Origin of the sequence: Pseudomonas sp. OG7, from assembly GCF_014192825.1 — a bacterium.
Classification (GTDB): Bacteria; Pseudomonadota; Gammaproteobacteria; order Pseudomonadales; family Pseudomonadaceae; genus Aquipseudomonas; species Aquipseudomonas monteilii.
On the sequence record NZ_JACHYK010000001.1, the window covers coordinates 361,674 to 388,209 of the forward strand.

The window sequence follows — 26,536 nt, forward strand, 5'->3', positions numbered from 1 at the left end:
AGATCATTAGAGTCTAGTCATTGTGCCCCCGCGCACCCTGCAGACTTGCTCTACCCATGACATTCGACACCGCATTCATCCTCAGCACGCTACCCGCCTTTCTGAAGGCCGTGGGCGTGACCTTGCAGGTAGGCCTGACCGCCATCGCCACCTCGCTGCTGGTCGCCCTGGTCAATGCCACCCTGCTGGTCCTGCGCACCCCCTACCTGTGGCGCCTGGTCAAAGCCTATGTGGAGCTGGCCCGCAACACGCCGCTGCTGATCCAGCTGTTCTTCGTCTACTTCGCCTTGCCGAGCCTGGGCCTGAAGATTTCCGGTTTTTCTGCAGCGATCATCACCATGACCTTCATGGGCGGTGCCTACCTCACCGAAGTGTTGCGGGCCGGCATCGAGGCGGTGCCTCGTGCCCAGCTTGAGTCCGGGCGCTCCATCGGCCTGTCCGAGGGCCAGCTGCTGCGCCATGTGGTGCTGCCCCAGGCCGGTATCCTCAGCCTGCCAGCGCTGTTCGCCAATTTCATCTTCCTGCTCAAGGAAACCACCGTGGTGTCGGCGGTGGCCGTGCCCGAAATTCTCTACACCACCAAGAACTACATCGCGTTGTACTACAAGACCTACGAAATGCTCGCCGTGCTGACCTTGCTCTGCGTGCTGTTGTTCCTGCCGCTGTCGTTGCTGCTGCGCTATGTGGAAAGGAGGCTGCAACATGGCCAGTTCGGGGTTTGACCTCTTGCTACAGGCGCTGCCGCAGCTGGCCGGCGGCGCCGCGCAGACCCTGGCCATCTCGGCGCTGGGCATCCTGTTCGCGACGCTGGGTGGCGTGCTTTACGGCGTGCTGGCAACCTTGGGCAACCGGGCCCTGAACATCGCCTTGCAGGTGTACCTGGAGTTGTTCCGCGCCATCCCGGTGCTGGTCTGGTTGTACCTGGTGTTCTTCGGCCTGCCGATTTTCTTTGCGCTAAGCATCCCCAGTTTCTGGTGCGCCGTGCTGGTGCTGGCCCTGTGGGGCGCCAGCGAGGTGGGCGAGGTCGTGCGTGGTGCACTGGCTTCCCTGCCGCGTGGCCAGCGCGAGGCCGGGTTGTCCATCGGCCTGGCCGGCTGGCAGCTGTATGGCTACGTGCTGCTGCCGCAGGCGCTCAAGCGCATGACTCCACCGACCATCAACATCTACACGCGGATCATCAAGACCAGCTCGCTGGCCGTGCTGATCGGTGTGGTCGAGGTGATCAAGGTCGGCCAGCAGATCATCGAACGCACCTATGAATCGGTGCTGATCTACGGCGCCTTGTTCCTGTTCTTCTTCATCGTCTGTTATCCGCTGTCCGCCGCCTCGCGCGTGCTGGAACGCCGCTGGGCACACTCATGAGCGCATTGATCGAATTTCAGGGTTTCAACAAGTTTTTTGGCGAGCACCAGGTGCTCAAGGACGTCGACCTCAAGGTGGCGGCCGGCGAAGTGGTGGTCATCCTCGGCCCCAGCGGTTGCGGCAAGAGCACACTGCTGCGCTGCCTCAACGGTCTGGAACAGGCCCACAGCGGCCACCTGCGCCTGGCCGGGCAAGAGCTGCTGGCCCCGCGCACCGACTGGCGCGACGTCCGCCAGCGGGTGGGCATGGTGTTCCAGAGCTATCACCTGTTCGGCCACATGAGCGTGATCGACAACCTGCTGCTCGGCCCGCTCAAGGTGCAAAAGCGCGAACGTGCCGAAGCCCAGGCCCAGGCCGAGGCGCTGCTGGCACGGGTCGGCCTGCTGGACAAGCGCGACGCCTTCCCCCGGCAGTTGTCCGGGGGCCAGCAACAGCGCATCGCCATTGTGCGTTCACTGTGCATGAACCCCGAGGTGATGCTGTTCGACGAGGTTACCGCAGCCCTCGACCCCGAGATGGTCAAGGAAGTGCTGCAGGTGATCCAGGGCCTGGCCCGCGACGGCATGACCTTGCTCATCGTCACCCATGAAATGGCCTTCGCTCGCGCGGTGGCCGACCGCATCGTGTTCATGGAGGCCGGCAGGATCCTTGAACAGGGCAACCCCGAGAGCTTCTTCACCCAACCGCGGACCGCACGCGCGCAGCAGTTCCTGGAGAAATTCTCCTTCGTAGAAAGCCTGCCGAAAACACTGCACAAGGAACTGTCATGAAAACTGCCAACCTCTCCAAACTGCTGGCGCCGCTGTTCGGCCTGGCGCTGCTGGCCGGCTGCAACAAGGCCGAAGAGCCACCCAAGCCTGCGGCGGCCTCGCCGGCCACCAGCTACCTGGAAACCATCAAGGCCCGCGACAAGCTGATTGTCGGGGTGTTCACCGACAAGCCGCCGTTCGGCTTCGTCGATGAAAAAGGCCGCTACGTGGGCTTTGATACCGACATCGGCCGTCGCCTGGCCAAGGACCTGCTGGGCGATGAGAACAAGGTCGAGTTCGTTGCCGTGGAACCCGCCAGCCGTATTCCATTCCTGCAGAGCGACAAGGTTGACCTGATCCTCGCCAACATGACCGTTACCCCGGAGCGCAAAGAGGCGGTGGACTTCACCAACCCCAACCTGCGTGTTGCTGTGCAGGCCATCGTGGCTGATGGCAGCCCGGTGCAGAAACTCGACGACCTGGCCGACAAGACCATCATCGTCACCACCGGCACCACGGCCGATATCTGGCTGACCAAAAATCACCCTGACTGGAAACTGCTCAAGTTCGAGAAGAACAGTGAATCGCTGCAAGCCCTGGCCACCGGTCGCGGCGATGCCTATGCCCAGGACAACCTGATCCTGTTCAGCTGGGCCAAGCAGAACCCGGGCTACCGTGTGCTGCCTGAGTTGCTGGGTGAAGAAGCACCGATTGCGCCGGCGGTGAAGAAGGGCAATACCGAGCTGCGTGACTGGGTGAATGCCGAGCTGGCGAAGCTTGGTGAAGAGAAGTTTCTGCTGAAGCTGTATGACCAGTATGTGCGCAAGGAGCTGAGCGATGACACCAGGCCGGAAAGCGTAATTGTGGAAGGGGGCAAGTGGCAGGGCTGACCATGTAAACGGGGCCGCTTTGCGGCCCAATCGCGACACAAGGCCGCTCCCACAAGGTCCTGCATACACCGGCCCATGTGGGAGCGGCCTTGTGTCGCGATTGGGCTGCAAAGCAGCCCCCTCGGTTATCTGGCCGGCACTAATCTCAGCGTGCTCTGCGCCGGAATCATCCCCATCTGCGTCTTCTGGTACTGCCCCTGCACATACCCTTCGGCCTGATCCGAGTAATGCCGGTCAAACGGCACGCCACTCTGCCCGACCGGGTTGCTGGTCAGCGCCTGCCCGGCATCGGCAAAATCGATCAGCCGCCGCGTTGAAGGCCCATAGGTCACCGGCCATGGCGCCGGGCCGATCTTCGCAGAAAGGTTGTTCGGCACCTCATGGGTACCGGGCGCGGCGAACGGCCCAACGTTGAACAGCAGGTTCAGCGGCTTTTTCACCCCAAGAGGGTGGTTGTGGGTCAGGGTATGGGCCTTGCCCCATTGCCAGCTGGCCGGGTCGCTACCCAAGGTATCGCGCAGGTGCTTCAGGCTGCGCTGCCAGGCCAGGCGTACGATGGCGGTACGGTCGGTACGCTGGTTGCCACCTCGGGTGTTCCACCAAGGGGAGTCGGCGTCCGCCGCCAGGCGTGGCAAGGCAGCGTCGATGGCGCGGGTGCTGATCAGTACCGGGAACCAGGTTTCGCCCAGTTCGTCGTGCAGGGCCGCGAAGGCCAGTTCGTAGAGGAACTGGTTGAACAGCGTGGCGCTGGTCGAATCCAGCGGGTAGTCGCCGCGCCAGGCGGCGAGCTGTTCGATCAGTTCCTTCTCTTCGTCTCCGTCCGCCACTGCGCGCAGGGTTGCCAGCAGCGGTGCAAGGGTGCGCGGGCCGTGGTCGCTGGCGGTGTCCAGTTGCAGGGCCTGGCTGTTCTGGGTATCCCATTTCACCTCGGGGTTAGCCAGGTGGCGGTCGAGCTGGCGGCCTCGGTCGGGCAGGTTGTAGTAACCCGGTATGGGCAGCCCTGCTGGCGGCTGGTAGTTGGCCGAGACGATATAGCCGCGCGCCGGGTTCTCTTGCTGCGGGTTGACGTTGAAGGGGTAGAACCCGAGCTTGTCGGCCTGCGCGCTGGCGCCGTCGAGGATGAACGCCGGGTCGACGCCGTCGGGGCGTATCGGGAGCTTTGCCGCCGCCCACCAGCCGATGTCACCTCGGGCATTGGCCCAGACAAAGTTAAGGCCTGGTGCATGGACCTTGGCGGCAGCCTCGCGCATCTTGCCCAGTGTGTCGGCACGGTTGAGCTGGTAGAAACCTTCGAGGATCGGGTTTTCGGTTTCCAGGAACGCCCACCACATGGCGATGGGCGTAGGCCCGGCAGTAGCGCCCAGCACGTCGTTGACGATCGGGCCATGTGGCGAGCGGCGCAGGCTGAGTGTGACCGGTGCTTCGCCTTTGACCGCGATCTGCTGCTCGGTCTTTTCCAGCGCCTGCCATTTGCCTTCGACCATCACCTGGTTGGCGTCGGCCGGGTTGGTGCGCTCGGCGATCAGGTCGACGTCATCGTTCTGGAACATGGTCAGGCTCCAGCCGAAGTCGCGGTTGTGACCAAGCAGGGCAAAGGGGTTGAGCGCCTGGAAGTAGCCATACAGGTTGAACCCGGGTGCCGAGAGTTCGGCCTCGTACCACACCGCCGGCACTGCGAAACCGATGTGCGGGTCGCCAGCCAGCAGCGGTTTGCCGCTGCGGGTATGGTTGCCGGCCACCGCCCAGGCGTTGCTGCCTTCAAACTGCGGGATGCCCGCCTCACCCAGCGCCTGGTGGCTGAGGCGGGCTAGGGCTTCCAGGCTTTGCCAGTCCGCAGCGGCCAGTGGCGTGCCCAGCGCCCCCTCGGGTTTCCAGCCGAGGTCGAAGATGTTCAGGTAGTCGGGGCCAAGCTGGTCGCGTATGTAGGTCAGTGCGGGCTCGGTGCGAAACGCAGCGGCGAAGCTGTAAGCGAGGTAACCGGCAATGCTCAGGGTATCTTCGGCGGTAAACGGGCGAGGGGTGATACCCAGCAGGTCGAACTCCACGGGCTTGGGATGGCTGGCTTGCCAGCCGTTGACCCCGTCGAGGTAAGCTTGCAGGGCCTGCCAGGCAGGTGACTGGCGGTCCTGACGCTTGGCCATCAGTGCGGCCTGTTCGCGGATGCGCAGGCTGCGGAACAAGGTATCGGTGGGCAGCAGCTTGTCGCCCAGCACCTCGGCCAGTTCACCTCGGGCCAGGCGGCGCAGTATTTCCATCTGGAACAGCCGGTCCTGGGCATGCACGTAGCCCAGGGCGCGGTACAGGTCTGCCTCGTTTTGCGCCTGCAGGTGCGGCACACCGCGGGCGTCGTAGCGCACGCTGACTGGCGCCTGCAAGCCAGCCAGGGCCACTTGGCCCTCGCGCTGCGGCAGCTTGCCCTGCACGTACCAGTAACCGGCGCCGGCGGCCACGGCAACCACCACGGCCAACAGGGTCAGGCTGCGCTTCATGCAAGCTCCTTGTGCGTCAAAGCAGAAAATGTGGTTCGATCATCGGCGGATTCGCGAACAGAGCATAGCCCCGGGAAGGAAATTCCATGTCACTCAGCGAAAAACAGAAGATGCTTACAGGCCAGCTCTACCACGCTGGCTGCCCCGAACTGCAGGCCGAGCAGATCGCCAACAAGCACTGGATGCACCGCTACAACAGCAGCGTCGACTTGCTCAACGACGCACGCCATGGGCTGTTGCTGGAGCATTTCGGCCAGGTGGGCGAAGGCGCGGTGATTCGCCCGCCGTTCTATTGCGACTACGGCTACAACATCAGCGTTGGCCGCAATACCTTCATGAACTTCAACTGCGTGATCCTCGATGTGATGCCGGTTCGCATCGGTGACGACTGTCAGATCGGCCCCAACGTGCAGATCTACACCGCCGACCACCCGCTCGACCCTGACCTGCGGCGCAGCGGGCTGGAGAGCGGGCGGGCGGTGACCATTGGCAACAACGTGTGGATTGGTGGCGCGGCGATCATCCTGCCGGGGGTGAGCATTGGCGATAACGCCGTGGTGGGTGCCGGCAGTGTGGTGACCCGGGATGTGCCGGCGGGGGCCACGGTGGTGGGTAACCCGGCGCGGGTGCGTGGGTGATATGAAAAGCCCTGCGGTGTTGGCCGCAGGGCTTTGGGTCAGGCGGGTTTGAAGCCGGGTTTGCCGTTGGCGGCGCGCCATTCCTTTATGCGATTGACGACCCCTTGTGGGCTTTTGTCTGAGCCCGCTGGAGGGCGTGTCAGCACATCTGCACCATCAGGATGCTCGGTAATTCGCCTGAAATTGAAGACTATGTTGTCTCGAAATCTTTCTAGCTCAGCACCGCTGCGCCCTTCGCGATTCTCATACAGCTCTGTAATGAGCGAGAGGAATTCATCTTCCGTGTACTCCTCCAATTTGCTTTTGAGCGTCATTGATTGTTCTCCTTGTGGTGATCAATATGAACCCGCGGCGTCATCAGCAGTAGATTGTCCAGGTCATACACGGCCCCTCCGCTTGCAATCTCATGTTTGTGATGGATTTCAATTTTCATTCGCCTTCCTACCCACTGGTTCTCCGGGGCATACGGCGCGACACCATTTCGCATGTTGTCAGCGTCCAGGAAGTCTAAATGCTGGGTGAACACTTCATCTGCAGCAATCTCCATCCAGATAGCTTCTCGAAGTCTATCGAACCGGCTAAACCGCCGCCCCTTCAGCCTTTCCGCAATTCGTGTAGGAATCGGCGCCCCCGCCGCCGTGGTGGCTGCATCCAGCACCCGGTCTGGTGTGACAACGCCGTTGCCGCTGGCAACCCCCGGCAAATTCCGAGGGTTGCGCAGCATCACATAGATCGGCGCCAGCCCTGAGTCTGCGGGGAAGATGATGACGTAGTCATCGATATGCAGGTCGGGCAGTTCAGGAAAGGTACGAATATCAGGCTGTGGGGGAACGATGATGTTGCCCGGCAAGTGCTTTTGCAGATCTTCGACGATGGGGAAGCCCGTGGTGAAGCTTGCGTCCTTGGGGTTGAAGGTGCTCAGGGTCGATGGCGGCGTTGCCGGATGCCACAGCAGTGTTGCGCCACCCGGCCCTTCGGCGGTGAAACGATAGGCCCCCTGAGTCGTATCCCACTGTGCCTGACGCACCCGTACGTCCCGCAGGATGCCGCTGCCGTCCGTGGCGGCCAGGTACACCTCGGTCTGAGTCCCATCGGGTACTGCATTCATCCGTAGCGGCAACTCAAGGGTCTGACCAACCTTGCGGTTCGCCTCTTGGGTGAGGTCTGCACCGGGTGTCATCAGGGCAAGCGGAACAGTGACCCCCATGCGTTCGCCATCGCCCAGTCGGGCGGCATAGAGCATCAGCGGCAGGTGTCCGGCCGCACGGGCCAGCAGCCGAGCAGCAGCGCTGTTGATAGCCGTGCCCAGCGCACGCCATATTGGCTCGAAATGCGCCGTGCCGCCGCGTGAAGTAGCCAAAATCAGCGGGTGTAGGGTGCTGGCGACCCAGGCGTTGAAGGTGACGGGGGTGTTGCTTGGCGTACGGCCTGACAGAGCGCTGAGCAGACACTGCTCATCGAAGGCTGCTTCGACGGCACGGTTTGCCTGTAGATGCAGTTGTTCCCCTGCTGCCTCTTCAAGTGCTGAAGTGCTTGCATGCTCGGCGGCGTGGGCAGATGCCTGAGCTTTCAAGTCAGCGGCTTGCGCCCTGTGAGCTTCAGTGGCTGTGGGGCCATGAAACATCCGGTCGAAGTCGAGCAAGCCAATCTCCGATGCCAATCGGCGATACTGCACGCGCTTGTTGGAGACTGTGGCGCGCAGATGTTCGCGCATCTTGAGCAGGTCGGATGTTTCCCGCTCAAGCTCGTGGCTATGCTCCAGCGCTGTTTCTTCGGCAATGTCCTCATGCTGGTGCCGTTCGAAGGCCGTGAGCACGCGCTGTATCGTGCTGGTGGCCATTTGTAGCTCGTGATGGGCGGTGAGTGTGCGGACTATCGCTTGCTCTACCTTGTCCAGCGCTCGGGCAATCGCTTCGTTACTCTTTTCCCTGGTTTTGGCACTGGACAACTGGCTGCGCAGAAGATGCTGGCGCTTGATCAGCAGGCTGTGTTGCTGTTCAAGGTACTTGACCTCGAACGCTGCCCGGTAGGACTCAAGCCAGGCCTGGCGGGGATCAGCCTGGGTGCGTGAAGCGTTCAGGAACTCGTGAAAGGATCGATGCTCCGGGTCTGTGCCAAAGAAACGGTTGGCTTGCTGGCGCACAGCGTCCAGACGTGGGCCAAGCTGTGCCTGAAGCTGGTTGACCGCTGCAATTGTCAGTTCGAGCGCCTGGACTTCTCCAAGGCCGGCCAGTGAGCCCACCTCACTGGCAATAGCGTGTTCGAGGTCTTGATCAAGTGTGGCCTCGCGCTGAGCATGTGCCTGCTTGACCTGGCGCTTGTCGTTTTCGATTTGCGGTATCAGTTCGATGACCAGGCTGCCTGGCCGAAAGGTCGATGCCAGTTGATACGGTATGCGGTTATGGCCCCAGAAAACGCCAGGGATGAAGATAGGGCGAGTGCCGTGTACATAGCTGTGGGGAAGCTCGGTGAATCCGTGCTGCGACATACAGTTTCTCCATTGGTCTGTATGTCGTGACGGTAAAAATCTTCCTTTGGGCCGAAGCTGTAGATAAGTATCGGGTGTTCGCTAACTACCAGGGGCAATAGCACCCTACGGCTAACGTATTGCTGGCCTGCACGGGACGATCAGCAAGCAAGGCCTGGATGATGGGTTCGATGAAACTGTTGCTGGCATTGCACACCGCACCTTCGCTGTAAGGGCCGAAGTAGGCCAGGCGGCCTTGCCGGTCCCAGATGGCCACGGCCGGGGAGGCGGGCAAGTGCTCGCTGCCGGGCAGGCTGGCAAGGGGCTTGAGGGCGGCGAGGTTGGCGGGTAGTTGGCCATGGCTGCCGGGCTTTTGCAGCACGTGGAAGCTCACCCCCTGGCCTGCGAACTGGCTGACCAGGTCGCCCAGGTGCTGCTGGTTGCCGACATTGCACGGGCACGCCGGGTCCCAGAAATGCACCACGCGGACCGGGCCCGGGCCGGCCAGTTCGGCAGGGAGTTGCAGCTGGCTGCCGTCGAACAGCGTGGCCTGGTTGTCGAACGGGCGCAGGTAGCGGGCCTGGAAGGTGGTGTAGGCCTGCCAGAGGATGGCGGCGCCAGCTAACAAGGCGACTACCATGCACAGCGGTTTTATGATTTGGCTATTCATGAAGAGTAGGTGGCCGCTCCCACAATTAGATCGGTGCTGGTTGTTCGAGGTGAGCAAGCTTGCCACGACGCCGGCCAGAGCTGAATATCCCAGATCAATACTTGCTTCGCCGTGGATGTACCCGATGCCTGTTGCTTTTCACCCCGATCACCTGCGCCACAGCCTTTTGCCGTTGACCGCTCGCCAGCCGTTGTCGGCCGAGGCGCAGGACTACCAGCGCTTCTATGGCCTGAACTTGTCAGCCCAGAGCTGGCTGGGCGGCTTTCAGGCGGCGGGGTTCGACCTGGTCGGGCAGGTGTGGCTACCTGAGCAGCCGACCGCGACGTTGTTCCTGCTGCACGGCTACTACGATCACATGGGCCTGTATCGGCATGTGATCGACTGGGCGCTCACGCAGGGTTTTGCCGTGATCAGCTGTGACCTGCCCGGCCACGGCCTGTCCAGTGGCGAGCGGGCCAGCATCAGTGATTTTTCGGTGTATCAGCAGGTGCTGGAGGCGTTGTTCGAACAGGCGCGCACGCTGCAGCTGCCGCGCCCCTGGCACCTTTGCGGGCAAAGCACCGGTGGCGCCATCGCCGTTGACCACCTGCTGCATCAGGGGGCACACAGCCCCATCGATGGCCAGGTCATCCTTTTGGCACCGCTGGTGCGACCTTGTTCCTGGCGCTGGTCGAAGTTGAGCTATCGCGTGCTGCGTCACTTCGTGAACGGCATCGAACGGCGCTTTAGCGAAAACACCAATGACCCGGCCTTCCTGCCGTTCCTCGAGGCCGACCCGCTGCAACCGCGTCGCCTGCCAACCGCCTGGGTGGGCGCACTGATCGCCTGGGTCAAACGCATCGAAGCCGCGCCGCACAGTCCGCGGCGGCCGTTGATCGTGCAGGGGGAGGCCGACGGCACGGTGGATTGGCCCTACAACCTCGAAGTGCTCAAGGCCAAGTTTGCCGACCCACAGATATTGATGCTGCCCGAGGCCCGTCACCACCTGGCCAACGAGCTGCCAGGCATTCGCCAACGCTACTTCGACTTCATCGACCAGCGCCTGGGCTGATCACTTCAGGTCGTTGCTGCTCTGGCCAACCGCCAGGCCCGCACGCACAGCCGCCAGCGCTGCCTGGTAGTAGGCTTTGCCGTCGGGTGATTCGGCAAAGGTGGCGAACGCTTCCAGCTCGGCATCGGACAGGTCGCGATAGACATACAGCAAGGTGTTGTTGAGGTCTTCGCCGATCTGGTTCATCAGGCGCTGGCGCTGGCCGTCGAGCAGGCCCTGTGCCTGGCCGCCGCCGAACAGGCCAGGGATCATCGAGCTGAGGCTGTCGGCCGCCACGCCAGCAATGGCCAGGCTGACTTCGGCACCGGCCTCACGCGCTGGCAGGGCTTGCGCCAAGTGGCCGATGACCAGCAGGCGGTCGTCGCTGGCCTGGATCTTGGGCAGGCCTTTGGCATTCTTGGCCAGTTCGTCCTTGCGGGTGGCCTTCAGCTCGGCTGCCACCACCTTGCGCCCCAGCGGCGACTGGAAGAAGGCCAAGGCAGGTGCCGGATTGGCCAGGGTGGCCCGCAGCTGCGCCTGGGCGCGACGGTCCACCGCCTGGGCCTGGAAGCGCTGGTTGCTGTTGTTGACCAGCGCCTGGTACACGGCGGGGGGCAAACTGTTGCGGTAGCGCGCCTGGGCGGCGGTGAGAGCATCGTTGAAGTGGGCGCGCTGGTCGGGCCAGCCGGCGGCCTTGTACAGTTGATCCAGGTTGTCTGCCCAGACAGGCATGGTGCAGATCATCAGCAGAATCAGGGAAAACAGACGGCGCATTCAGGACTCCTGTCGGCAGGTGGCTATTGTCCTTGGCCCGGCGCCGGTTTGTCGAGATATCCGCGTATTTCTCGGCCAAGTGGCGCTGTGCGCCGGCATGGCGAATGGATATGATGCGCGCCATGCACAACTCCCCCGAACACCCGATGCTTGCGGCCGTCGTCGACGATCTGGCCACCCATGGCTGGTCCCAGCAGGCGCTGTTTTTGCCTGCCGACCTGGTGCGTGCGCTGGCGGCCGAATGCCGACGCCGTGATGCCGAAGGCGAGCTTAACCCGGCAGCGGTTGGGCGCGGGGTTGCCCAGGAGGTGCGCGAGGCCATCCGCGGCGACCACATCCAGTGGATCGACCCCGGGCAGGCCGAGGCCTGCGACCAGTACCTGGCGGCCATGGACCAGTTGCGCCTGGTCATCAACCAGGGCCTGTTCCTGGGCCTGGAGGATTTCGAGTGCCATTTTGCCTTGTACCCACCGGGGGCGTTCTATCGCCGGCACCTGGACCGCTTCCGCGACGATGACCGGCGCATGGTGTCGGCCGTGCTGTACCTGAATGAAGGCTGGCAACCTGAGGACGGGGGCCAGTTGCGCATGTTCCTGGCCGATGGCGTCGAGCACGACGTTGAGCCTGTGGCGGGTTGCCTGGTGGTGTTCCTGTCGGGCGAGGTGCCCCACGAAGTGCTGCCGGCCGGGCGAGAACGGCTGTCGTTGACGGGCTGGTTCCGGCGCCGTGGCAATGACCCGTTCTGATTTGCCCAAGGTACTGGTCAGCGCTTGCCTGCTGGGGCAACCGGTGCGCTATGACGGCCGGGCCAGTGGCCATCCTGACTTGTTGCAGCAATGGCAGGCAGAAGGGCGCGTAGTGCCGTTGTGCCCGGAGGTGGCAGGTGGATTGCCGACGCCGCGTCCGCCTGCGGAGATTCCGGGTGGACAGGGTGGCGAGGTGCTTGATGGCGAGGCGCAGGTGCTGACGGTGACGGGTGAGGATGTCAGTGCCGCGTTTCTGGCCGGGGCGCAGTTGGCGCTGGTACTGGTGCAGCGGCATGGCATTCGTGTGGCAGTGCTGAAGTCGGGTAGCCCATCGTGTGGTAACCGGTTGACCTATGACGGCACGTTCACTGGTGTGAAGGTGGCGGGGGAAGGGGTGACCACGGCGTTGCTGCGGCGGGCGGGGGTGCGGGTGTTCAGCGAGCTGGAGCTGGAACAGGCGCAGCAGGCGCTGGCTGGGCTTTCAGTTTAAGCCAGTACCGGCCTCTTCGCGGGTAAACCCGCGAAGAGGCCGGTACTGGCTGTAAAAAACCTTACTGCCCGGCCGCAGTCTCCTGCACACCCTTGAACCACTTCTGCTCAAGCTCGGCAGTGCGGCCACTGTCTTTCAGCCGTTGCAGCGCATTATTCACCGCGCTCTCGAACGCCGGGTTGTCCTTCTGGAACGGAATCACCCGCTTCTTTTCGCCAATCGGCAGGCTTACATCGAGTGGGCCGTCGCCCTTTGGCGCATCGGTCGATGGGGTGAGTGCAATGTCATATTTGCCACTCTCGACACCGCTCAGCACTTCGGCGGCCGGGACCTCGACGAACTCGGCGCGCAAGTCCAGTTCCCGGGCCAGGTCCTGGCCAAATTCGATGTCGAACCCCGTCAGGTGATCGTCTTGCTTGAAGGCGTACGGTGAGTTGTCAGCCCGCACTGCAATGCGCAGTTCGCCCCGGTCGGCGACTTCGTCTATCAGCTCCGCCTGGGCCAATGGACTGATCAGTACTGCCAGCAGTACCCCTATGGTCGAACGCATGAATGCCCCTTTTCTTTTAGCAGATGAATAACTTTCGCCACGGCTTTCTTCCTCGCCGTGATCGAACGCAGCCTATGACCTTGAAGCCTCGGCATTGTTTAACCCTGACGGAAATATTTCTGTCAGGCAATGTGAACACCTTGGCGAATATTTCAACTAAGGTGAACTACCGCTGCCGTTGGATCCCAGGCTGCGGTCAATAAGTGAATCACAGGAGAAGTGAATGAACAGCCTATTTTCGCGTGCTGCCGTTGCCGGTCTGCTGATGGGAGCGTCGGTATTCGCCAGTGCCGCAGATGCCCTGAAGAGCCAGGAGCCGCCCAAGGAGGCCAAGGTCTTCATCGTTTCCCCCGCCGATGGCGCCACGGTCGACAAGACCTTCACCGTCAAGTTCGGCATTGAGGGCATGGCACTCAAGCCAGCGGGTGACCAGACCCCGCACACCGGGCACCACCACTTGCTGGTGGATGTGGATAAAGAACCCGTGGCTGACATGCCGCTGCCAACCAGCCTGATGCCGGAAGCCGGCACCGCGCTGCCGGCGGGCCCGCAGGTGCTGCACTTCGGCAAGGCGCAGACCGAGACCAGCATTACCCTGACGCCGGGCAAGCACACCCTGCAATTGATTCTGGGTGACCAGTATCACGTGCCGTTCAAGCCGAGCGTCGAGTCGAAGAAGATCACGGTTGAAGTGAAATAAAAAAAGGGAGGCCACCAGGGCCTCCCTTTTTCATGCAGCAAGCGAACTTAGAACAGGACGCGGGAGCGGATGGTGCCTTTGACCTGTTGCAGTTTCTCTTGCGCCAGGTCGGAGTACTCGGCGTCAACGTCGATTACCACGTAACCGACTTTCTCGTTGGTCTGCAGGAACTGACCGGAGATGTTGATACCGTTCTCGGCGAACACCTTGTTGATCTCGCTGAGCACGCCCGGGATGTTTTCGTGGATGTGCAGCAGACGGTGCTTGCCGGGGTGCGCCGGCAGGGCCACTTCCGGGAAGTTGACCGAGGACACCGAGGTACCGTTGTCGCTGTACTTGACCAGCTTCTCGGCCACTTCCAGGCCGATGTTGGCCTGGGCTTCGGCGGTGGAACCACCGATGTGCGGGGTCAGGATCACGTTGTCCAGGCCGCGCAGCGGGCTTTCGAACTCTTCGTCGTTGGAGCGTGGCTCGACCGGGAACACGTCGATGGCGGCGCCGATCAGGTGCTTGTCCTTGATGGCGGCGGCCAGATGGTCCAGTTCAACCACGGTGCCACGGGCGGCGTTGATCAGGATCGCGCCCTTCTTCATCGAGCGGATTTCCTTCTCGCCGATCATCCACTGGGTGGATGGCAGCTCAGGCACGTGCAGCGAAACGATGTCGGCCAGGCCCAGCAGCTCGTTCAGGCTGGTGACCTGCACGGCGTTGCCCAGTGGCAGCTTGGTCAGCGGGTCGAAGAAGTACACCTGCATACCCAGGTTCTCGGCCAGGACCGACAGCTGGGTGCCGATCGAACCGTAGCCGACGATGCCCAGCTTCTTGCCACGGATTTCGAACGAGTTGGCCGCGCTCTTGATCCAGCCGCCACGGTGGCAGGAGGCGTTTTTCTCAGGGATGCCGCGCAGCAGCAGGATGGCTTCGGCCAGCACCAGCTCGGCCACCGAGCGGGTGTTGGAGTACGGCGCGTTGAACACTGCGATACCGCGCTCGCGGGCCGCTTCCAGGTCTACCTGGTTGGTGCCGATGCAGAAGCAGCCAACAGCGACCAGTTTCTTGGCGCAGTCGAAGATCTCTTCGGTGAGCTGGGTGCGCGAACGGATGCCGATGAAGTGGGCGTCGGCGATCTTTTCCTTCAGCTCGGCTTCCGGCAACGAACCAGTGAGGTATTCGATGTTGGTGTAGCCGGCAGCCTTGAGGGTATCGACTGCGTTCTGGTGCACACCTTCAAGAAGAAGGAACCGGATCTTGCTCTTGTCGAGAGAAGTCTTGCTCATCTGCGTAAACCTGTATCCCGGAGAAAAAATGGCGAGGGGTGATGCCAGGCGCGAGGGCAGCCTTAGCATGAACAGCGGGAGGGCTATGCTAGCATACGCGACACAATCTGAGCTTATCCCGACAGGTGAAGAGTGCTCAGGGTGACTATGAATAAGTCGAGAGTTCCAGCGATGACCCACCCCGCTGTAATTGAAGAACTGATGACCCTTGTCGACCCTGGCAAGGTCCTGACCGACGCGGCTTCCCTCGAAGCCTATGGCAAGGACTGGACCAAGCATTACCCGCCGGCGCCCAGCGCCATCGTCTTCCCCAAGACGGTAGAACAGGTGCAGGCGATTGTGCGCTGGGCCAATGCGCACAAGGTAGCCCTGGTGCCCTCTGGCGGGCGTACCGGGCTTTCGGCCGGCGCCGTGGCGGCCAATGGCGAGGTTGTCGTTTCTTTCGACTACATGAACCAGATTCTCGACTTCAATGCCTTCGACCGCACCGTGGTCTGCCAGCCGGGCGTGATCACGCGTCAGTTGCAGGCCTACGCCGAAGAACAGGGCCTTTATTACCCAGTGGACTTCGCCTCCAGCGGTTCTAGCCAGATTGGCGGCAACATCGGCACCAATGCCGGCGGAATCAAGGTGATTCGCTACGGCATGACCCGCAACTGGGTGGCCGGGTTGAAAGTGGTCACCGGCAAGGGCGAACTGCTGGAACTGAACAAGGACCTTATCAAGAACGCCACCGGCTACGACCTGCGCCAGTTGTTCATTGGTGCCGAAGGCACGCTGGGCTTCGTGGTCGAGGCCACCATGCGCCTCGACCGGGCACCGCGAAATCTTACGGCGATGGTGCTGGGTACACCGGACTTCGACTCGATCATGCCGGTGCTGCATGCCTTCCAGGGAAAGCTGGACCTCACGGCCTTCGAGTTTTTCTCCGACAAGGGCCTGGCAAAGATTCTGGCGCGCGGTGACGTACCGGCGCCGTTCGAGACCGACTGCCCGTTCTATGCGTTGCTGGAGTTCGAGGCCAGCACCGAGGAAGTGGCCAACGAGGCCCTGGCCACCTTTGAGCACTGCGTGGAGCAGGGCTGGGTGCTGGACGGGGTGATGAGCCAGAGTGAAACCCAGCTTAAAAACCTGTGGAAGCTGCGCGAGTACCTGTCGGAAACCATCTCGCACTGGACTCCGTACAAAAACGACATTTCCGTCACTGTGTCGAAAGTGCCGGCGTTCCTGCGCGATATCGACGCCATCGTCGCAGAGCATTACCCCGACTATGAGGTGGTGTGGTACGGCCACATCGGCGATGGCAACCTGCACCTGAACATCCTCAAGCCCGAGCACATGAGCAAGGATGATTTCTTTGCCTCGTGTACCAAGGTCAACAAGTGGGTGTTCGACATCGTTAAACGCTACAACGGTTCGATCTCGGCCGAGCATGGCGTGGGCATGACCAAGCGCGACTATCTGGGCTACAGCCGCTCGCGCGAAGAAATCGCCTGCATGAAGGCGATCAAGGCCGTATTCGACCCTAACGGCATCATGAATCCGGGTAAGATCTTCGCACCTGAATAAAAAGCAGTATCCAGAGGAGTCGGCCATGAGTTACCAGCACCAGTACGTAGACGGCACGCGCATTCACTTCCCGTTGGGCAAGGTGGTGTGCATCGGCCGCAACTATGCCGAGCATGCCAAGGAACTGGACAACCCGATCCCTACCGAGCCGCTGCTGTTCATCAAGCCGGGTAGCTGCGTGGTGCCGGCCGAAGGCGGCTTCAAGATCCCGGCCGAACGTGGTTCGGTGCACTATGAGGCCGAAATTGCCGTGCTGCTGGGCAAGCCGCTGTCGACCCATCCGAGCGAGGAAGAGGTGTTGGACGCCATTTCCGGCTATGCCCCGGCGCTGGACCTGACCCTGCGCGATGTACAGGCCAAGCTGAAAGAGAAGGGCCTGCCGTGGGAGCTGGCCAAGTGCTTCGACGGCGCCTGTGTGCTGCCGCCGTTCGTCTCGGCTGGCAGCTTTGAGGACGTGACCGACATTCCGGTACGCCTGACTGTCAACGGCGAAGTGCGCCAGGATGGCAACAGCGCGATGATGCTGAACCCGATCGTGCCGATGATCCAGTACATGGCGGCGCATTTTTCGTTGCAGGCGGGGGATGTGATTCTCACCGGCACCCCGGCGGGCGTGGGGCCGTTCAATGTGGGTGATGAGCTGGTGCTGGAGCTGCCGGGTGTAAGCCGCTTCGAAAGCCGGGTGCTCTGAGTCCGAACCGCGAAGAGGTAGGCCCTGTTTACCGATTTTTCACACTCGATCCGGATAATGCGCGGATCTTCGCCCATTCCCCCAGGACCCGCGCATGCCATCCTCCTCCGCCCCGGCAACCTCCAAGCGTCGCTTCTACCTGCGCTGGCCCTTCGGCCTGGCCGTGGCAGCGGTGATCGGTTATGGCGTGGCCGTGGCCATGCACTGGGATGACCGCGGTGCGTTGTGGGTAAAAGAGAGCTTCGAAAGCACCGCCGAGCGCAGCGAAAGCGTGTGGTTGCCGGACTACCAGGTAGACATCGATGCCAAGCCGCTGCCAGGCATGGACGATGACGAAGCCTCGGACCTGGCCTTCAACCCACATACCCGCACCTTGTTCGCGGTCATGGGCAAGAACCCGATCCTGGTCGAGCTGAGCCTGGAGGGTGATGTACTGCGCAAGATCCCGCTCAATGGCTGGAACAACCCGGAAGGCGTTGCCGTGCTGGAAGACGGCTACCTGGCCATCACAGACGAGCGCCTGCATGACCTGACCGTGGTCAAGGTGGATGCACAGACCACGGCGTTGAACCATGACGACTTCCAGAGCCACGACCTGGGCGCGTCGGTGAAAAGCAACAAGGGCTTCGAGGCCGTGGCCTGGGACCCGATGCGCCAGCGCCTGATCATCGGCGAAGAGCGCCCGCCCAAGCTGTACACCTGGAACACCGATGGCCGCAGCCCGCTCAAGGGTGAGAAGCAGCCTTTGCCGAGCGATGAGCTCGACCTGCGCAACCTCTCGGCGCTGGGTGTCGACCCGCGTACCGGCCACCTGCTGGTGCTCTCGGCCGACTCCAACATGCTGCTGGAGCTGGACGAACAGGGCCAGCAGGTCAGTTTCATGACCTTGCTTGGCGGCTTCAACGGGCTTGAAGACACCATCCCGAGGGCCGAAGGGGTGGCGATGGACGACAAGGGCAACCTGTATATGGTAAGTGAGCCGGCCTTGTTCTATCGCTTCAGAAAAAACTGAGCCCGAAATCGGGCATTTCGGATGCTGGCATTAAGCTTTACTTCAGTTGTTCATGGTTAGATTCGCCACCCCTGTGTCGAGCCTGCCCTTATGCGCCGTTATGTTCGCCTTATCCTTGTTTTCGCCGCCCTCGGCTTACTCCTGTTTGGTTGGGCCGGGCAGGAGTTTCGCCTGTTCGAGCGCGGCTGGTTCAACCTGAAGACCTGGTGGCAGCCCGCCGAGCAGAGCATTGGCCTGGACCGCTACCGGGTGGTGGTGGAGGCCAAGCCGGTCGAAGGGCTGGATGACGACATCTCGGCGCTGACCTACGACCCCGACCGCAAGACCCTGTTCACCGTCACCAACGCCCGTTCGGAGCTGATCGAGCTGTCGCTGGACGGCCGTATTCTGCGCCGGGTGCCATTGACCGGGTTTGGCGACCCGGAAGCCGTGGAGTACGTGGGGCCCAACAGCTATGTGATCACCGACGAGCGCCAGCAGCGGCTGATTCGCGTGCGGCTGGAAGACGACACGATGTTCCTCGATGCCGGTGACGCCGAGCAGCTCAGCCTGGGCATTGGGCTGAACGGCAACAAGGGTTTCGAGGGGCTGGCCTACGATTCGGCGGGTAAGCGCCTGTTCGTGGCCAAGGAGCGTGACCCGATGCTGATCTACGAGGTGCACGGCTTCCCGCATGACAACCCGGAAAAGCCTTACGCGGTGCATGTGGTGCAAGACCGCAAGCGCGATGCGCGGCTGTTTGTGCGGGATTTGTCGAGTTTGCAGTTCGATGAGCGCAGCGGGCATTTGCTGGCGCTTTCGGACGAATCGCGCCTGGTGCTGGAGCTGGATGTAGAAGGCAGGCCGCTGAGCACCTTGTCGCTGCGCAAGGGCTTCCAGGGGTTGCAGGCGACGGTGCCGCAGGCCGAGGGGATTGCGATGGATGAGGCGGGGACCATTTATCTGGTCAGTGAGCCGAACCTGTTTTATGTGTTCAAGCAGCTAGCGGAGTGAGCAGGAGGGGCTGCTTTGCAGCCCTTTCGCGGCACAAGGCCGCTCCTACAGGGGAGCGCATCAGGTTCAGGCGCTGCAGTCTCTTGTAGGAGCGGCCTTGTGCCGCGAATCGAGGGCAAAGCCCTCGCCGACGATTACTCGGCCTTCAGGGTTTTCACGCCTTCAGCGGTACCCAGCAGCAGCAAATCCGCTGGCCGCGCCGCGAACAGGCCGTTGGTCACCACACCTACGATGGCGTTGATCTGCGCTTCCAGCTCCGCCGGGTTGGTGATCTGCAGGTTGTGCACGTCGAGGATCACGTTGCCGTTGTCGGTCACAACGCCTTCGCGATACACCGGGTCGCCGCCCAGCTTCACCAGCTGGCGCGCCACGTGGCTGCGGGCCATCGGGATCACTTCGACCGGCAGCGGGAAGGCGCCCAGCACCGGCACCAGCTTGCTGCCGTCGGCGATGCAGATGAAGGTCTTGGCCACGGCCGCGACGATTTTCTCCCGGGTCAGGGCCGCGCCACCGCCTTTGATCAAGTTCAGGTGCGCGTCGCTTTCGTCGGCGCCGTCCACGTAGAACTCCAGCTCGCTGACGCTGTTCAGCTCGTAGACCGGGATGCCATGGCCCTTCAGACGCTGGGCGGTGGCTTCGGAGCTGGCGACTGCGCCGTCGAAGGCGGTCTTGTGCTGAGCCAGGGCGTCGATGAAGAAGTTGGCGGTCGAACCGGTGCCGACGCCGACAACGCTCTTTTCATCCAGCTTGGGCAGAATGAAGTCGACAGCGGCCTGGGCGACGGCCTGTTTGAGTTGGTCCTGGGTCATGCGGGCTCCGAAAAGGGGCAGGGCGGTTTTCAAAGTTGCCTAGTATAACGGCTTGGGCGGCTTTGCTGTGGTCGCCCGACGTAGCGCTGGGGTAGACTCCCAGCCCTTGTCCCGCGGCCCAGTGATGCTTTCCCGATGCTCGAACAGTACGTCAAGAAGATCCTCACCTCGCGCGTCTATGACGTTGCCGTCGAAACCCCGTTGCAGAGCGCCGGGCAGCTGAGCAAGCGCCTGGGCAACCAGATTCTGCTCAAGCGTGAAGACCTGCAGCCGGTGTTCTCGTTCAAGATCCGTGGGGCGTACAACAAGCTGGCCCAGCTGAGCCCGGAAGAGCTGGCCCGTGGCGTGGTTACCGCCTCGGCTGGCAACCACGCCCAAGGCCTGGCCCTGGCTGCGCGCGAGATGGGCATCAAGGCCACCATCGTAATGCCCAAGACTACTCCTGAGATCAAGGTCGAAGGCGTGCGTTCGCGCGGTGGCAAGGTGGTGCTGCATGGCGACTCGTTCCCCGAGGCGCTGGCCTATTCGTTGAAGCTGGTGGATGAAAAGGGCTTTGTCTACGTCCACCCCTACGATGACCCGCACACCATCGCTGGGCAGGGCACCGTGGCCATGGAAATCCTGCGCCAGCACCCTGGCCAGTTGGACGCGATCTTCGTTCCTGTGGGGGGCGGCGGCTTGATCGCCGGCATTGCTGCCTACGTGAAGTACCTGCGCCCCGAAATCAAGGTGATCGGCGTGGAGCCGGACGACTCCAACTGCCTGCAGGCGGCGATGGCGGCCGGCGAGCGCGTGGTGTTGCCGCAGGTCGGGTTGTTCGCCGACGGTGTGGCGGTGGCCCAGATTGGCCAGCACACCTTCGAGATCTGCCGTCACCATGTGGATGAGGTGGTGACGGTCAGCACCGACGAAATTTGTGCGGCAATCAAGGATATCTACGACGATACCCGCTCCATCACCGAACCTGCCGGTGCTCTGGGCGTTGCGGGTATCAAGAAGTATGTCGAGCTGTACGGCGTGACCGGGCAGACCCTGGTGGCTATCGATTCCGGCGCCAACGTCAACTTCGACCGCCTGCGCCATGTGGCCGAGCGTGCAGAGCTGGGTGAAAAGCGCGAGGCGATCATCGCCGTGACCATCCCCGAGCGCCCGGGCAGTTTCAAGGCGTTCTGTGAGGCCATCGGCAAGCGCCAGATCACCGAGTTCAACTACCGCAAGCACACCTCTGACGAGGCACACATCTTCGTCGGCGTGCAGACCCATCCGGAAAATGACCCGCGAGCGGCGCTGGTGCAGCACCTGACCGAGCAGGGCTTCCCGGTTACCGACTTGACCGACAACGAACTGGCCAAGCTGCATATCCGCCACATGGTCGGCGGCCATTCGGCCGGTGCCAGCGATGAGATGGTGCTGCGCTTCGAGTTCCCCGAGCGACCGGGAGCGCTGTTCAACTTCCTCAATAAGCTGGGCGGGCGCTGGAACATCTCGATGTTCCATTACCGCAACCATGGCGCGGCTGACGGGCGTGTGGTGGCGGGGTTGCAGGTGCCGGAGGACGAGCGCCACCTGGTGCCGGCGGCCTTGGCCAAGATCGGTTACCCCTACTGGGACGAGACCGAGAACCCGGCGTACAAGCTGTTCCTGGGTTGAGCGGCTAAGCTTGGCTTATTGCTCAAGGATGTGAAGACATGGAACACCTGACCACCCTCAAGACCCTGCACATGATCGCTACCGCCCTGTTGCTTTTGGGGGCTCTGGGCCTGGCGATCTGGACCGTGCGTGCCCGCAGGCGAGGCGATGCCGAGGCCTATGCCAAGCTGCTGCGTCGACCGCTGGTGTTCGTCTGGCTGGTCATGGGCCTTTGCCTGGTGAGCATGCCATTTACCGGCTGGTGGCTGGTGCACCTCGTGGGCTGGCCGCTTGGGCAGATCTGGGTGCTGGCGTCCAGCATCATCTATACCGTTGGCGCGTTTGCCGTGTGGTGGCTGCTGGTGCGGCTGAACCGGCTGCGCAAGGCCGAGGTGGTGGGGTTGCGGTTTACCCTGGCGCTGGCGGTGTTCAGTGGGGTTTGCTTCCTGTCCATTGCCGGGCTGATGGGCGCCAAGCCAGTCTGATTGAATTTGGGGCTGCTTTGCAGCCCATCGCCGGCAATCTCAAGCCCTGAGCGAAACCACCGGCCATCCACGCTTTTCAGCCTCGGCCCGAAGATTCGGGTCCGGGTCCACCGCCACCGCATGCGTCACCCGCTGCAACAGCGGCAAATCATTCATCGAGTCGCTATAGAAATAGCTGTCCTCAAGATCAAAGCCGTTCTCCAGCATCCAGCGCTGCAGCCGCGTCACCTTTCCTTCACGGAAACACGGTATATCGGTACTGCGCCCGGTATAGCGGCCTTCATGCCTTTCGCATTCAGTCGCCAACAACACCTTCACTCCAAGGCGCCGGGCAATCGGTGCGGTGACGAAGCGGTTGGTAGCGGTAATGATCACCAGCTGGTCGCCCGCCTCACGGTGTTGCTGCAGCAAGGCCAGGGCCTTGGGGAGGATGATCGGCTCGATGCAGTCGCGCATGAAGTCGCGGTGCCATTCGTCCAGCTGGGCTGCGGGCGTTGCCGCCAGGATTTCCATGGAGAAGGCCAGGTAGGCCTGCAGGTCCAGGGTGCCGTTGAGGTAGTCCTGGTAGAAGCCATCGTTGCGCTGCTTGTAGGCAACCGGGTCAAGGATGCCGCGCTGGCACAGGTAGTCACCCCAGGCATGGTCGCTGTCGCCACCGAGGAGGGTATTGTCCAGGTCGAATAAAGCCAGGCGCATCGCGGTCACTCGTATCAGCCTCAGGGTAGGCCCGCAGAATACGGAGTTTTCACGCTGCTGCACATAAGCTTGGCGGGCGCGTTGCTGCGCTCGCAAGCTTTGTGGAACAATGCGGTGACATGCGTTTGCGAGGTTGCTGCCGTGATCGACCCGGATGGTTTTCGCCCCAATGTCGGGATCATTCTCACGAATGATGCCGGGCAGGTGCTATGGGCTCGACGGATCAACCAGGATGCCTGGCAGTTCCCCCAGGGTGGTATAAACCCTGACGAGACGCCGGAAGATGCCCTGTACCGCGAGCTGAACGAAGAAGTTGGCCTTGAACGCGATGATGTGGAAATTCTTGCCTGCACCCGCGGCTGGTTGCGTTATCGTTTACCCCAGCGATTGGTCCGTACCCACAGCCAGCCGCTGTGCATCGGCCAGAAGCAGAAGTGGTTCCTGCTGCGCCTGGTCAGCAACGAACAGCGGGTGCGGATGGACCTGACCGGCAAGCCGGAATTCGACGGCTGGCGCTGGGTGAGCTATTGGTACCCGCTGGGCCAGGTTGTGACATTCAAGCGCGAGGTGTACCGGCGCGCCCTGAAAGAGCTAGCACCGCGTCTGCTGACGCGCGACTGACGACGGAGTTCGACCCCGAGCCATGCTCAATACGCTGCGCAAGATCGTCCAGGAAGTAAACTCCGCCAAAGATCTCAAGTCGGCGTTGGGGATCATTGTCTTGCGCGTCAAGGAAGCCATGGGCAGCCAGGTCTGCTCGGTCTACCTGCTCGACCCGGAAACCAACCGCTTCGTGCTGATGGCTACCGAAGGCCTGAACAAGCGCTCCATCGGCAAGGTCAGCATGGCCCCCAACGAAGGCCTGGTCGGCCTGGTCGGTACCCGGGAAGAGCCGCTGAACCTGGAAAACGCCGCCGACCACCCGCGTTACCGTTACTTCGCCGAAACCGGTGAAGAAAAATTCGCCTCCTTCCTCGGTGCGCCGATCATCCACCACCGCCGCGTGGTCGGGGTGTTGGTCATCCAGCAGAAGGAGCGGCGCCAGTTCGACGAGGGCGAAGAAGCCTTCCTGGTCACCATGAGTGCCCAGCTTGCCGGGGTTATCGCCCACGCCGAGGCCACCGGTTCGATCCGTGGCCTGGGCCGCCAGGGCAAGGGCATCCAGGAAGCCCGCTTCGTCGGTGTGCCAGGCTCGCCTGGTGCCGCCGTGGGCCGCGCGGTGGTGATGCTGCCACCCGCCGACCTGGAAGTGGTGCCGGACAAGACCGTCGATGACATCGATGCCGAACTCAAGCTGTTCCAGAACGCTCTTGAAGGCGTGCGCGACGACATGCGCAAGCTGTCGGCCAAGCTGGCCACCCAGCTGCGCCCGGAAGAGCGCGCGTTGTTCGACGTATACCTGATGATGCTCGAAGACGCGGCTTTGGGCGGTGAGGTGACCGAAGTCATCAAGACCGGCCAGTGGGCCCAGGGTGCCCTGCGCCAGGTGGTGGGTGAGCACGTCAACCGCTTCGAGCTGATGGACGATGACTACCTGCGCGAGCGCGCTTCCGACGTCAAAGACTTGGGCCGGCGCCTGCTGGCCTACCTGCAGGAAGCCCGTTCGCAGTCGCTGGTGTACGCCGACAACACCATCCTGGTCAGTGAAGAGCTGACCCCGGCCATGCTTGGCGAAGTGCCGGAAGGCAAGCTGGCTGGCCTGGTCTCGGTGCTGGGCTCGGGCAACTCGCACGTTGCTATCCTGGCTCGCGCCATGGGCATCCCCACGGTGATGGGCCTGGTCGACCTGCCGTATTCCAAGGTCGACGGCATCGAGCTGATCGTCGATGGCTACAAGGGTGAAGTCTTTACCAACCCGAGCGAAGTGCTGCGTAAGCAGTACAGCGATGTGGTCGAGGAAGAACGCCAGCTGGCCCAGGGCCTGGACGCCCTGCGCGAACTGCCCTGCGTCACCCCGGACGGCCACCGCATGCCGCTGTGGGTCAACACCGGCTTGCTGGCCGACGTGGCCCGCGCCCAGCAGCGTGGCGCCGAAGGGGTTGGTTTGTACCGCACCGAAGTGCCGTTCATGATCAACCAGCGCTTCCCCAGCGAGAAGGAGCAGCTGGCCATCTACCGCGAGCAGCTGGCGGCGTTCCACCCGCTGCCGGTGACCATGCGCACCCTGGACATCGGCGGTGACAAGGCGCTCTCGTACTTCCCGATCAAGGAAGAAAACCCCTTCCTCGGGTGGCGTGGCATCCGCGTCACCCTCGACCACCCGGAAATCTTCCTGGTGCAGACCCGCGCCATGCTCAAGGCCAGCGAGGGCCTGAACAACCTGCGCATCCTGCTGCCGATGATTTCCGGCATCCACGAGTTGGAAGAAGCCCTGCACCTGATACACCGCGCCTGGGGTGAGGTGCGTGACGAAGGCACCGACGTGCCAATGCCGCCAGTGGGCGTGATGGTGGAAATTCCAGCGGCGGTGTATCAGACCAAGGAACTGGCGCGGCAGGTGGACTTCCTGTCGGTGGGTTCCAACGACCTGACCCAGTACCTGCTGGCGGTGGACCGCAACAACCCACGGGTTGCCGACCTTTACGACTACCTGCACCCGGCGGTGCTACAAGCCTTGAACACGGTAGTGCGCGACGCCCATGGCGAAGGCAAGCCGGTGAGCATCTGCGGTGAGATGGCCGGTGACCCGGCAGCGGCGATCCTGTTGATGGCCATGGGTTTCGACAGTTTGTCGATGAACGCCACCAACTTGCCGAAAGTGAAGTGGATGCTGCGCCAGGTGAACCTGGGTAAGGCCAAGGAGCTGTTGGCTGAAGCCTTGAGCCATGACAACCCGCAGGTTATCCACAGTTCGCTGCAGTTGGCGCTGAAGAACCTTGGGTTGGCGCGGATGATTGGGCCTGGGGCCAATAAAACCCTTTGATTTGTTTGGGCCGCTTTGCGGCCCTTTCGCGGCGCAACAGCCCCATGGCCCTCAAACCGCGAACTCAACTTCCCCGAGGTGTCCACCAAAGGGCCCGAAACTGCGCTCAATCAGCTGCCTTCTGCCCTGATCATCCACAATCAGCACCGTACTCGCCCGCGTCCCGTAGTTCTGGCTGGCAATAAACACACTCGACAGTAGTTTCTCGGTCGCCACCCCAACGCCAGTCTCAGGTAGATCACCATCCGCCGCAGGCTCGTTATCTGCCAGCAACGCCAGCAACCGCTGCGGTTCCGGCGTTTCCAGCAACCCTTCCAGCCCACTGCGCGCCTTCACCAACTTCGGCCAAGGTGTGTCCAGCCCGGCGTTGGAAAGCCCGTAAACCCCCGCCTCCAGCAGGCGCGGCGTGGCATCTCGCGCATGCAGGTAACCCAGATGCTGCCCATCACCCACCAGCAGGTTGAACCCCGAATACTGCCCACTGTGGCTGGCCACCTGGTCCAGGTAAGCCTCGACCCCCAACTCACCTTTCAGATATGCCGCCACCAGCTCGCCCCGTGAGCGCGGCCCCACCGCCTGACCCGGGTCACGGATATTGGTCAACGCGGCAAAGCGCCCCTGCGGCCCCACGCCCAGCCAAGTGCCACCGGCCTCCAGGTCGCGGCCGGCATGCACGCCGGGGGCGTCCTCCCAGGCCGCCAGGGCCTGGGTGGGGCGGGCATAGAACTCGTCGCGGTTGGCCGCGACGATCAGCGGCAGGGCATGCCCCGGCCGCCAGGCGAATACGATCAGGCACATCGGTTGGGCCTCTGTGTTTTATGCCACTGTACCCACAGCGGCGGGGCGGATCCATCCTGTCACAGAGTTCACTAGAGCCCTGAGCCCGGCTTCCGTTAC

27 protein-coding genes are annotated in these 26,536 nt (G+C 62.5%); 17 read left to right on the plus strand and 10 right to left on the minus strand.

All coding sequences use genetic code 11. From position 1 onward, the window contains the following. The first annotated feature begins 56 nt into the window (after window positions 1-56). The 4 genes from FHW75_RS01730 to FHW75_RS01745 are packed head-to-tail and all read left to right on the plus strand — an operon-like array spanning window position 57 to window position 3,001. Window positions 57-722 (plus strand): amino acid ABC transporter permease, encoded by a 666-nt coding sequence (locus FHW75_RS01730; RefSeq protein ID WP_089229949.1) that lies wholly within the window; start codon window positions 57-59, stop codon window positions 720-722. Then, window positions 703-1,362, plus strand: a complete 660-nt coding sequence (locus tag FHW75_RS01735; RefSeq protein ID WP_183673058.1) for an amino acid ABC transporter permease — start codon at window positions 703-705, stop codon at window positions 1,360-1,362. Before FHW75_RS01730 ends, FHW75_RS01735 begins: the two co-directional genes overlap by 20 nt. Beyond that, complete coding sequence (locus FHW75_RS01740) at window positions 1,359-2,132, plus strand: amino acid ABC transporter ATP-binding protein (protein ID WP_027609998.1); 774 nt, start codon at window positions 1,359-1,361, stop codon at window positions 2,130-2,132. Before FHW75_RS01735 ends, FHW75_RS01740 begins: the two co-directional genes overlap by 4 nt. Then, complete coding sequence (locus tag FHW75_RS01745; protein ID WP_027609999.1) at window positions 2,129-3,001, plus strand: transporter substrate-binding domain-containing protein; 873 nt, start codon at window positions 2,129-2,131, stop codon at window positions 2,999-3,001. The genes FHW75_RS01740 and FHW75_RS01745 overlap by 4 nt, the downstream gene beginning before the upstream one ends. A 125-nt stretch (window positions 3,002-3,126) precedes the next feature. On the opposite strand, the gene FHW75_RS01750 is transcribed toward FHW75_RS01745, so the two are convergent. Further along, a complete protein-coding gene (locus tag FHW75_RS01750; protein ID WP_183673060.1) occupies window positions 3,127-5,490 on the minus strand; it encodes a penicillin acylase family protein in 2,364 nt (787 codons plus the stop codon). Window positions 5,491-5,576: 86 nt separating this feature from the next. On the opposite strand from FHW75_RS01750, the gene FHW75_RS01755 reads away from it, so the two are divergent. Continuing rightward, window positions 5,577-6,128, plus strand: coding sequence for a sugar O-acetyltransferase (locus FHW75_RS01755; RefSeq protein WP_084296615.1), 552 nt, complete (start codon window positions 5,577-5,579; stop codon window positions 6,126-6,128). A gap of 38 nt (window positions 6,129-6,166) precedes the next feature. On the opposite strand, the gene FHW75_RS01760 is transcribed toward FHW75_RS01755, so the two are convergent. From FHW75_RS01760 to FHW75_RS01770, 3 genes are all read right to left on the minus strand, one after another. Continuing rightward, window positions 6,167-6,442 (minus strand): bacteriocin immunity protein, encoded by a 276-nt coding sequence (locus FHW75_RS01760; protein WP_025752190.1) that lies wholly within the window; start codon window positions 6,440-6,442, stop codon window positions 6,167-6,169. Continuing rightward, the gene (locus tag FHW75_RS01765) at window positions 6,439-8,616 is read right to left on the minus strand and encodes an S-type pyocin domain-containing protein (RefSeq protein WP_183673062.1); all 2,178 of its coding nucleotides are present in this window, start codon (window positions 8,614-8,616) and stop codon (window positions 6,439-6,441) included. The genes FHW75_RS01760 and FHW75_RS01765 overlap by 4 nt, the downstream gene beginning before the upstream one ends. Window positions 8,617-8,701: 85 nt before the next feature. Further along, window positions 8,702-9,265 (minus strand): DUF6436 domain-containing protein, encoded by a 564-nt coding sequence (locus tag FHW75_RS01770; RefSeq protein ID WP_019097327.1) that lies wholly within the window; start codon window positions 9,263-9,265, stop codon window positions 8,702-8,704. A gap of 124 nt (window positions 9,266-9,389) precedes the next feature. Between FHW75_RS01770 and FHW75_RS01775 the strand changes: the two genes are divergently transcribed. Then, window positions 9,390-10,316: an alpha/beta hydrolase gene (locus FHW75_RS01775; protein ID WP_183673064.1), complete on the plus strand. Its 927-nt coding sequence runs from the start codon at window positions 9,390-9,392 to the stop codon at window positions 10,314-10,316. Here FHW75_RS01775 and FHW75_RS01780 read toward each other — a convergent pair whose 3' ends face one another. Beyond that, a complete protein-coding gene (locus FHW75_RS01780; RefSeq protein WP_019097325.1) occupies window positions 10,317-11,069 on the minus strand; it encodes a DUF2059 domain-containing protein in 753 nt (250 codons plus the stop codon). A gap of 113 nt (window positions 11,070-11,182) precedes the next feature. On the opposite strand from FHW75_RS01780, the gene FHW75_RS01785 reads away from it, so the two are divergent. Both FHW75_RS01785 and FHW75_RS01790 read left to right on the plus strand, forming a co-directional pair. Further along, entirely contained in the window at window positions 11,183-11,815 is a 633-nt protein-coding gene (locus FHW75_RS01785) for a 2OG-Fe(II) oxygenase (RefSeq protein WP_025752196.1), read from the plus strand. Further along, window positions 11,802-12,305 carry a DUF523 domain-containing protein gene (locus tag FHW75_RS01790; RefSeq protein ID WP_025752198.1) on the plus strand — a complete coding sequence of 168 codons (504 nt, stop codon included), beginning with the start codon at window positions 11,802-11,804 and terminating at the stop codon, window positions 12,303-12,305. Before FHW75_RS01785 ends, FHW75_RS01790 begins: the two co-directional genes overlap by 14 nt. A 61-nt stretch (window positions 12,306-12,366) precedes the next feature. Here the strand turns inward: FHW75_RS01790 and FHW75_RS01795 are convergent, their stop codons facing one another. Beyond that, window positions 12,367-12,855, minus strand: coding sequence for a transporter substrate-binding domain-containing protein (locus tag FHW75_RS01795; RefSeq protein WP_019097323.1), 489 nt, complete (start codon window positions 12,853-12,855; stop codon window positions 12,367-12,369). Between the two features lie 223 nt (window positions 12,856-13,078). Between FHW75_RS01795 and FHW75_RS01800 the strand changes: the two genes are divergently transcribed. Continuing rightward, complete coding sequence (locus FHW75_RS01800) at window positions 13,079-13,555, plus strand: DUF4399 domain-containing protein (RefSeq protein ID WP_016712565.1); 477 nt, start codon at window positions 13,079-13,081, stop codon at window positions 13,553-13,555. A gap of 47 nt (window positions 13,556-13,602) precedes the next feature. Here FHW75_RS01800 and serA read toward each other — a convergent pair whose 3' ends face one another. Beyond that, window positions 13,603-14,832, minus strand: a complete 1,230-nt coding sequence (gene serA / locus FHW75_RS01805) for a phosphoglycerate dehydrogenase (protein WP_016712564.1) — start codon at window positions 14,830-14,832, stop codon at window positions 13,603-13,605. Window positions 14,833-15,003: 171 nt separating this feature from the next. Here serA and FHW75_RS01810 point away from each other — a divergent pair, with 171 nt between their 5' ends. From FHW75_RS01810 to FHW75_RS01825, 4 genes are all read left to right on the plus strand, one after another. Beyond that, a complete protein-coding gene (locus FHW75_RS01810) occupies window positions 15,004-16,401 on the plus strand; it encodes an FAD-binding oxidoreductase (RefSeq protein ID WP_027610002.1) in 1,398 nt (465 codons plus the stop codon). A gap of 25 nt (window positions 16,402-16,426) precedes the next feature. Beyond that, window positions 16,427-17,092, plus strand: a complete 666-nt coding sequence (locus FHW75_RS01815; RefSeq protein ID WP_016712562.1) for a fumarylacetoacetate hydrolase family protein — start codon at window positions 16,427-16,429, stop codon at window positions 17,090-17,092. Window positions 17,093-17,186: 94 nt separating this feature from the next. Next, complete coding sequence (locus tag FHW75_RS01820; protein ID WP_019097321.1) at window positions 17,187-18,104, plus strand: SdiA-regulated domain-containing protein; 918 nt, start codon at window positions 17,187-17,189, stop codon at window positions 18,102-18,104. A gap of 90 nt (window positions 18,105-18,194) precedes the next feature. Continuing rightward, a complete protein-coding gene (locus FHW75_RS01825; RefSeq protein ID WP_019097320.1) occupies window positions 18,195-19,097 on the plus strand; it encodes an SdiA-regulated domain-containing protein in 903 nt (300 codons plus the stop codon). Between the two features lie 134 nt (window positions 19,098-19,231). Here the strand turns inward: FHW75_RS01825 and rpiA are convergent, their stop codons facing one another. Continuing rightward, a complete protein-coding gene (gene rpiA, locus FHW75_RS01830; protein WP_016712559.1) occupies window positions 19,232-19,906 on the minus strand; it encodes a ribose-5-phosphate isomerase RpiA in 675 nt (224 codons plus the stop codon). 135 nt (window positions 19,907-20,041) lie between these two features. On the opposite strand from rpiA, the gene ilvA reads away from it, so the two are divergent. Next, window positions 20,042-21,556, plus strand: coding sequence for a threonine ammonia-lyase, biosynthetic (gene ilvA / locus FHW75_RS01835; protein ID WP_019097319.1), 1,515 nt, complete (start codon window positions 20,042-20,044; stop codon window positions 21,554-21,556). Between the two features lie 38 nt (window positions 21,557-21,594). Continuing rightward, window positions 21,595-22,020: a DUF2269 domain-containing protein gene (locus FHW75_RS01840; RefSeq protein WP_019097318.1), complete on the plus strand. Its 426-nt coding sequence runs from the start codon at window positions 21,595-21,597 to the stop codon at window positions 22,018-22,020. Between the two features lie 39 nt (window positions 22,021-22,059). Here the strand turns inward: FHW75_RS01840 and FHW75_RS01845 are convergent, their stop codons facing one another. Continuing rightward, window positions 22,060-22,716, minus strand: a complete 657-nt coding sequence (locus tag FHW75_RS01845; RefSeq protein ID WP_016712556.1) for an HAD family phosphatase — start codon at window positions 22,714-22,716, stop codon at window positions 22,060-22,062. Between the two features lie 141 nt (window positions 22,717-22,857). On the opposite strand from FHW75_RS01845, the gene FHW75_RS01850 reads away from it, so the two are divergent. Next, on the plus strand, window positions 22,858-23,337 hold the full coding sequence (locus FHW75_RS01850) for an RNA pyrophosphohydrolase (protein WP_003249017.1): 480 nt from the start codon (window positions 22,858-22,860) through the stop codon (window positions 23,335-23,337). A gap of 22 nt (window positions 23,338-23,359) precedes the next feature. Further along, window positions 23,360-25,639: a phosphoenolpyruvate--protein phosphotransferase gene (gene ptsP / locus FHW75_RS01855; RefSeq protein WP_016712555.1), complete on the plus strand. Its 2,280-nt coding sequence runs from the start codon at window positions 23,360-23,362 to the stop codon at window positions 25,637-25,639. A gap of 51 nt (window positions 25,640-25,690) precedes the next feature. Here ptsP and FHW75_RS01860 read toward each other — a convergent pair whose 3' ends face one another. Then, window positions 25,691-26,437, minus strand: coding sequence for an NRDE family protein (locus FHW75_RS01860; RefSeq protein WP_025752208.1), 747 nt, complete (start codon window positions 26,435-26,437; stop codon window positions 25,691-25,693). Between the last annotated feature and the right edge of the window lie 99 nt (window positions 26,438-26,536).